The sequence below is a fragment of the Blastocatellia bacterium genome (assembly GCA_025054955.1).
Classification (GTDB): domain Bacteria; phylum Acidobacteriota; class Blastocatellia; order HR10; family J050; genus JANWZE01.
In genome coordinates, this window is the sequence record JANWZE010000030.1 from 116,035 (window position 1) to 123,413 (window position 7,379).

The following is a 7,379-nucleotide window of genomic DNA, read 5'->3' on the forward strand; positions in this document are numbered from 1 at the left end:
GGATAATTGTGCGTCATGAAGCACACGCCGAGTTTATTTGAAGCGTCGCCAACCGAGCCGCGCGCGCTGGAAGGTCAGCCGCTAGCTGATCGGCTCCGTCCACAAACGTTGGATGAGTGCGTTGGTCAGGAGCACTTGATTGGGCCGGGCAAGCCACTGCGCCGCATGGTTGAACGAGGCCAACTAGCCTCAATGATTCTGTGGGGCCCGCCCGGCAGCGGCAAGACGACACTGGCGCGTATCCTAGCGAACCAGACAAACGCGCACTTTGCGCCGTTCTCCGCTGTGTTGGGTTCAATCAAAGAAATTCGCCAGGTCATGCTGACGGCGCAGAAAGTTCGCCGGCAGGCAGGCCGTCGAACCATTCTATTTGTTGACGAAGTGCATCACCTGAACAAAGCTCAGCAGGATGCCTTTCTTCCGTTCGTCGAGCGTGGCGACGTAATCTTCATCGGCGCGACCACAGAAAATCCGTCGTTTGAAGTGATCGGAGCGTTGCTCTCGCGGACGACCGTCTTTGTGCTCAATGCGCTCACCGTTGACGAGATCGTGGTTATTTTGAAACGGGCGCTCAGCGATTTAGAGCGCGGGTTGGGAACGTTGTCCGTGCGCATTGATGAGGACGCGCTCAGCCTGATTGCCCGCTACGCTTCAGGCGATGCGCGCGTTGCCCTCAATCAGCTTGAACTGGCGGTGATGTGCGGTCGAAATGAACCGGATGGCACAGTGGTGATTGACGAGGCTGTTTTAAGAGAATGTTTGCAGCGTCCGATGCTCCTTTACGACAAGAGCGGCGAGGAACATTACAATTTGATCTCAGCGTTCATTAAGTCCATTCGTCAATCCGATGCCAATGCGGCTGTCTATTGGTTAGCCAGAATGATTGAAGCTGGAGAAGACCCGCTGTTCATTGCTCGTCGGCTAATCATTCATGCATCAGAAGACATCGGCCTGGCTGACCCGCAGGCGCTCGTGCAAGCCGTGGCTGCGTTCAATGCCGTGCAGATGGTTGGTTTGCCGGAAGCGCGCCTGGCGCTGACGCAGGCGACGGTGTATCTAGCCCGCGCGCCGAAATCGAATCTCGTGCTCCGCGCATACAGTGCTGCTCAGCAAGACGCTTTGGAAAACATCCGCGAGCCAGTGCCCTTGCATCTGCGCAATGCGCCGACCGAGCTGATGAAACGATTGGGATATGGCCGAGAGTACAAATATGCTCATGATTACACGCCGGACGATCCCGAAGGCCAGATGGAGTGCTTGCCGGAATCGCTCAAAGGCCGCCGCTATGTGGACGAGTGAAAGCCCGTCAAGCAAGCGGCAGCAATGCCGACGATCGTTCAGTGAAGCGAATACCTGCCGATGGCGCGTCTATTGACGCTGACTCATCCGGCTGAGCGTCGCCGATAGCGCCTTCACGCGACTGAGCGTGACGGGGACGACCGACCGCTCCATGATTCAGGATGTTGGCTTGCAACCATCGTCGAGCGATTCGATTGATCTATGAAATTCTACCTCATCTTCATCAATCCACAGCGACAGACGCTGCGCTCCGGCTGGCGTGTCGTGATCTTCTTTGCCCTCTTGATCCCGCTCTACACGTTGTTTAGCGCGCTCACGATGCTCATGGTGAGCGAAGCGGATCAACCCACTCGTGAGCAGTTCCTCATCAACGATCCGTTCACGGCCACTGTGCATAATCTGATGTTGATTCTGGCCGTGTTGATTGCCTCAGCTATCTGCCTTCATGCGTTCGACCATGCTCCGCTGCGCTCGATAGGTTACCACCTGCACATCGGGTGGTGGCGCGATTACGCTCTTGGCGCTGGCTTGGCAGTCCTCATGATGTCGGTGACGGTGGGCATCCAATGGAGCGCCGGCTGGATGTCGCTGCGATGGTCAGGTCTGTCTATGAACGACATCTTCTACAGCCTGACGGTGAGTCTGGTGTTTTTTAATCTGGCCGGTGCGTTTGAAGAACTCGTTTGTCGCGGTTATCCATTGCAAACGATGGTGCGCGACGGGCATCCGGTGTGGGGCGTGTTGGTGACCTCAACGTTATTTGGTCTCGCTCACGCGGGCAATCCGAACGTCTCGCTGCTCGGTCTGTTCAATACGATCCTGGCCGGCGGTTGGCTCGCCGTCGCCTATTTGAAGACGCGCAGTCTCTGGTTGTGCACGAGCCTGCACTGGTCGTGGAACTGGGCGATGAGTGCTATCTATGGTCTGAATGTGAGTGGCTTGCAAGGAATCGTTCAGGGATCATTGTTGACATCCGAGCAAAACGGTCCAGCATGGTTAACGGGCGGCGCCTATGGGCCGGAAGGCGGACTGATCGTCACGATCGTGATTGTTGGCTCTACCGCGCTTCTGTGGCGCGCCCGCTGGCTGACACCGGCGCACACTCGACAAAAGAATCGAGGCATTGACGAATGATTGATTGACAGGTCCTCCAGCGCCTCAACGCGCGGCGGCAACGAGCCTCACGCGATAGGATGTTGTTTTCAAAAGTAGCTCACATCAAGAGTCCGGAGAAGGTCATCGCTGATGAAGCGACAGGCACTGGCCCAAGCGCCTAAGCTCACCAGGAACGATGAAATTCTTTTCGCAGGCATAACGAAAATGGTTATTTTAGAGGAATCGCCCATGTGCTCCGCGCTCGCCACGAGAAAATACAGTTCTTTCGTGAGGTTCGTGTGTTTCGTGGGCGATTTTCAGAGGAGAAAGCGCCGTCGCCGCTTCGCTCTGCCGGCGCACTCCAAGATAAATTCAGGAATCGCCCTCATGCTCCGCGCTCGTTTCCCATCAGCCGCGCAAGCGGCCTGCAAGTCGTGTAGTCTGCCGTAACACACTGATCCGGCCAGTAGTTTGTGATGGCGCGTCTATCGCCCTGCGTTGCGTAGTATCGGTGAAGACCAACTGATCTTGCGCACGACCGGCGAATAGGATTTTGGATTGACGCAGAACCATTGGACGACATCACCATGACCGAGGCCTCTTTGTCAATCAAGAAATTCTCCAGAGCCGGACTTGTTCCCCGGAGAAGCGCAATGCTAGAATTGCGCCCGCCTGCATTACATAAGAATAAAGGCTCAGCAAAAGCAGCGAGATTCAGGTGAGGTCATTTCAGATCAGAGGTAACAGAGAGATGAAAAGTCATCGCATAGTTTGCAGTGTTCTCTTTCTTCTAGTCGTTGGTTGCTGCGTCATGGGGAACGTGGCATCGGCAATGTGGCAAACAGGGCGCGTGATCGAAACCATAGCCGGAACGGGCGCGCCCGGTTTCAGCGGCGATGGAGGGCCGGCCACACAGGCGCGATTCGGTACGTTATCAGCGCTGGCTGTAGACATGGCCGGTAACTTATATCTGTCCGACATCACGCACCATCGCGTCCGTCGCATTGGTGCAAACGGCATCATCACGACCATTGCAGGAACCGGTGTAGCCGGCTTCAACGGCGATGATCGTCCGGCCATCACGGCGCAACTGGCCACGCCAGCAGGACTGGCCATTGATGCTGCTGGTCGGCTCTACATCGCCGATTTGGGCAATCATCGCGTCCGTCGCGTTGACGCTGATGGCATCATCAGGACGGTTGCCGGCAACGGCGCGCGCGACTTCAGTGGGGATGGCGGACCGGCGGCAGCGGCCAGCTTGGCTTATCCGTCGGATGTTGCCTTTGACACCTTGGGCAACATCTTCATCACCGATGTCGGCAACTATCGAGTGCGCAAGATTGACCCTGATGGCATCATCACAACAGTAGCCGGCAATGGACAACGTGGCTTCGCTGGCGACGGCGGACCGGCGCTGGAAGCCAGTTTCCGTGAGACGGCGCGCATAAGTGTGACGGCTCTCGACGAACTGCTGATCGTGGATCGCTTCAATCATCGGCTGCGTCGCATTGACCAAAACAACATCATTCATACGCTGGCCGGCAATGGGAGCTACGGCTACAACGGCGATCACATACCGGCAACCGCCGCTAGTATGCGATTTCCACAAGATGTAGCCGTTGATCCGTCCGGTCTGATTTACATTGTGGATACATCCAATCATCGCGTTCGCCAAGTTGATGCTGATGGTGTGATCAGCACAGTAGCGGGCAACGGTGTTCCCGGTTATGTCGGCGATGGCGGTCCGGCCGATCAAGCTTCATTAAACAATCCATCAGCCATCGCGGTAGACGCCGCCGGCACGATTTACATCGCTGATTCGTTCAACTATCGCATTCGCGTTGTCCGCGCTACTGCTCAATAGATGAGCGCGCGTTTTCTGAAGAAAGCGCAAGCTAGCCAAGCGACGTTCTCTATGAGCCGATTGGCTAATTTACAAGCCCCTGGCTGATCTATGAAGCCTATTGGCTGATTGATGTGCTTACTTAGTCAGGCTCTCTCTTCGTGCTATTTTGAGCGCCGACGTGTTACCCAAGCGAGGAGGTACAATGGATTTCAGGATTGATGAAAAGATACGAGCTATGACGCAGGACATCCGCCAGTTCATGCAGGCGGAAGTCTATCCGCTCGAACGCCCGTTAGTGGAGAAAGGATTTGGTCAACTCCTGCCGACATTGCACGCGCTGAGGCAGCGCGTGAAGGAACAGGGGTGGTGGGCGCCGTTTCTGCCGAAACAGTATGGTGGCGTTGGCTTGACCTTGCGGGAGTTCGCTCATGTGAGTGAAGAGCTGGGACGAAGCCCGCTCGGACACTTCTTGTTTAACTGTCAAGCGCCTGATGTCGGCAACATGGAACTGTTGATGCAGTTTGGCACAGAGGAGCAAAAAGAGACCTACTTGATGCCGTTGGCGCGTGGCGAGATTCGCAGTTGTTTTGCCATGACCGAACCGGATTATCCTGGCTCGAATCCCGTGTGGATGGGCACGACAGCGGTCAAAGATGGCGATCACTACGTCATCAATGGCCGGAAATGGTTCACCTCGGCTGCTGACGGGGCGACGTTTGCCATCGTGATGGCCATTACCAATCCTGAAGCTGAACGTCCGCACAAGCGGGCAAGTCAGATTCTGGTCCCATTGAACACGCCCGGTTACCGCCTGGTGCGGAACGTCTCTGTGATGGGCGAAACGGGTCAGGACTGGCTCACGCATGGCGAGGTGGAATTTCAGAATTGCCGTGTGCCACAGACGAATCGGCTCGGCCCGGAAGGCGACGGATTTGTGCTGGCGCAAGAACGACTCGGGCCGGGGCGCATACACCATTGCATGCGCTGGATAGGAATTTGCGAACGGGCGTTTGAGCTGATGTGCCAGCACGCTGCTCGACGACAGTTGGCGCCGGGCAAGCCGCTGGGCAGCCGACAAATCATTCAGCAGTGGATTGCTGAATGCCGAGCTGAGATCAATGCCGCTCGGTTGATGGTGTTGCAAGCCGCGTGGAAGATAGATCATGAAGGCGCGCGCGCCGCGCGTGATGAGATATCGCTGATCAAGTTTTATGTGGCCGGCGTCTTGCAGCGCGTCTTGGACCGCGCCATTCAGGTGCACGGCGGGCTTGGCGTCACCGATGATTTGCCGCTGGCGTTTTGGTATCGGCATGAGCGGGCCGCGCGCATTTATGATGGCGCTGATGAGGTGCACAAAGCATCGGTCGCCCGACGGATTCTGCGAACTTACGGTGTTGAGGTTGGGTGATATGAACATGGATTGGATGGATCGCCCGCAGGCCGTGCGCTCGGGCGAGGAGTTGGACATTGAAAAGCTGGAAGGCTACCTGGCGGCGCACCTGCCTGATTTCACGCCTCCGCTGCTCGTCGAGCAATTTCCTAGCGGCTACTCAAACTTAACGTATCTGCTCCGCGCCGGCGAGCGAGAGTTGGTCTTGCGACGCCCGCCGTTCGGGGCCAATATCAAAACGGCTCATGATATGGGCCGCGAGTATCGCATCCTGCGGCATCTTTGGCCTGTGTACAGCAAGGTCCCACGCCCGTTGATCTACTGTGAGGATGAATCAGTGCTCGGCGCGCCGTTTTACGTGATGGAACGAATCAAAGGCATGATTCTGCGCACCAAGCCGCCCGAGGGGCTCCAATTGACGCCGGCGCTGATGCGACGCCTTTCAGAAGCCACGATTGATAACCTTGCTGAGCTGCACGCGATTGATTATCGCGCAGCCGGATTGGGCGAGCTGGGTCGGCCTGAAGGCTACGTGGCCCGGCAAGTCAAGGGATGGACTGAACGGTATCGAAACGCGCGAACCGATGATATTCCAGAGATCGAGCGCGTCGCCGAGTGGCTGGCCGCGCACATGCCGTTTGAAACTGGCGCGGCGCTGATTCACAATGACTACAAGTACGACAATCTGGTTCTTGATCTGAACGATCCAGCCCGTATCATCGCCGTGCTGGATTGGGAGATGGCCACGATTGGCGATCCGTTGATGGACCTGGGCACGACGCTTGGCTACTGGGTTGATCCTGACGATCCGGATGAATTGCAAGAATCAAAATTCTGCTTGACCACGCTGCCCGGCAATCTGAGCCGGCAACAACTGGCCGAACGCTACGCGGCAAAGAGCGGACGTGACCTATCGCATCTGCTGTTTTACTACGTTTACGCTTTGTTCAAAATCGCCGTGATTGTGCAGCAGATTTATCGCCGATATAAGCAAGGATTTTCTCAGGACGAACGCTTTGCCGGATTGATCCAGATGGTGCGCGTGCTCGGACAAACGGCGCTCCGCGCGATTCAAACAGGACGCATCAACCGGCTGGGTGGGTAAGAAATCTATATAAGCAGTCACTATGGTGGAGCAAATATGAATATTGAAGGACGAACATTTCTCATCAGTGGTGGCGGATCGGGGCTTGGCAGAGCGACAGCGCAGTTGCTGGTCGAGTCCGGCGCCAATGTTATTATCGCGGATTTAAATCAAGAAACCGGACAACGCACAGCGGCAGAGCTGGGCGCCTGTGCGCACTTTGTTCAGACAAACGTCGCCGATGAAGCAAGTGTGCAAAACGCGATTAACGCGGCTGTGGCCACGTATGGCGGTTTGCACGGCGCGATCAGTTGCGCAGGGATTGGCTTAGCCGAGCGGGTACTCGGCAAACATGGGCCGCATCCGTTGGAGTCATTCGTCAATGTCATTCAAGTGAATTTGATCGGCACGTTCAATGTCATTCGTCTGGCGGCAGCCGCCATGGCGCAGAATGAGCCGACGACCGGCGGTGAGCGCGGCGTGCTCATCAATACGGCCTCGATTGCCGCCTTTGATGGGCAAATCGGGCAGGCTGCGTACTCAGCCTCCAAAGGCGGCATTGTCGGCATGACGCTGCCGGTGGCGCGTGACCTGGCGCGAATAGGAATTCGCGTCGTGACAATCGCGCCGGGCATTTTCGATACACCGTTGCTCGCTGGCTTGCC

At 56.6% G+C, this 7,379-nt stretch carries 6 protein-coding genes; all 6 read left to right on the top strand.

The window, feature by feature from the left end:
• Positions 1 to 15 precede the first annotated feature (15 nt).
• On the top strand, positions 16 to 1,299 hold the full coding sequence (locus NZ823_03655) for a replication-associated recombination protein A (protein MCS6804222.1): 1,284 nt from the start codon (positions 16 to 18) through the stop codon (positions 1,297 to 1,299).
• A 201-nt stretch (positions 1,300 to 1,500) separates the two neighbouring features.
• Positions 1,501 to 2,433 (top strand): CPBP family intramembrane metalloprotease, encoded by a 933-nt coding sequence (locus NZ823_03660; GenBank protein ID MCS6804223.1) that lies wholly within the window; start codon positions 1,501 to 1,503, stop codon positions 2,431 to 2,433.
• Positions 2,434 to 3,205: 772 nt separating this feature from the next.
• Positions 3,206 to 4,258, top strand: coding sequence for an NHL repeat-containing protein (locus tag NZ823_03665; protein ID MCS6804224.1), 1,053 nt, complete (start codon positions 3,206 to 3,208; stop codon positions 4,256 to 4,258).
• A 184-nt stretch (positions 4,259 to 4,442) separates the two neighbouring features.
• On the top strand, positions 4,443 to 5,648 hold the full coding sequence (locus NZ823_03670; protein ID MCS6804225.1) for an acyl-CoA dehydrogenase family protein: 1,206 nt from the start codon (positions 4,443 to 4,445) through the stop codon (positions 5,646 to 5,648).
• A gap of 1 nt (position 5,649) precedes the next feature.
• On the top strand, positions 5,650 to 6,735 hold the full coding sequence (locus NZ823_03675) for a phosphotransferase family protein (GenBank protein MCS6804226.1): 1,086 nt from the start codon (positions 5,650 to 5,652) through the stop codon (positions 6,733 to 6,735).
• Between the two features lie 36 nt (positions 6,736 to 6,771).
• On the top strand, positions 6,772 to 7,379 hold a 608-nt coding region (locus NZ823_03680), incomplete at its 3' end, for an SDR family NAD(P)-dependent oxidoreductase (protein ID MCS6804227.1).

Excerpts from the sequence above, each read along its gene's own strand:
- NZ823_03660 (MCS6804223.1), top strand. The coding sequence starts at position 1,501 with ATGAAATTCTACCTCATCTTCATCAATCCACAGCGACAGACGCTGCGC.
- NZ823_03675 (MCS6804226.1), top strand. The coding sequence starts at position 5,650 with ATGAACATGGATTGGATGGATCGCCCGCAGGCCGTGCGCTCGGGCGAG.
- NZ823_03665 (MCS6804224.1), top strand. The coding sequence starts at position 3,206 with ATGGGGAACGTGGCATCGGCAATGTGGCAAACAGGGCGCGTGATCGAA.
- NZ823_03670 (MCS6804225.1), top strand. The coding sequence starts at position 4,443 with ATGGATTTCAGGATTGATGAAAAGATACGAGCTATGACGCAGGACATC.
- NZ823_03655 (MCS6804222.1), top strand. The coding sequence starts at position 16 with ATGAAGCACACGCCGAGTTTATTTGAAGCGTCGCCAACCGAGCCGCGC.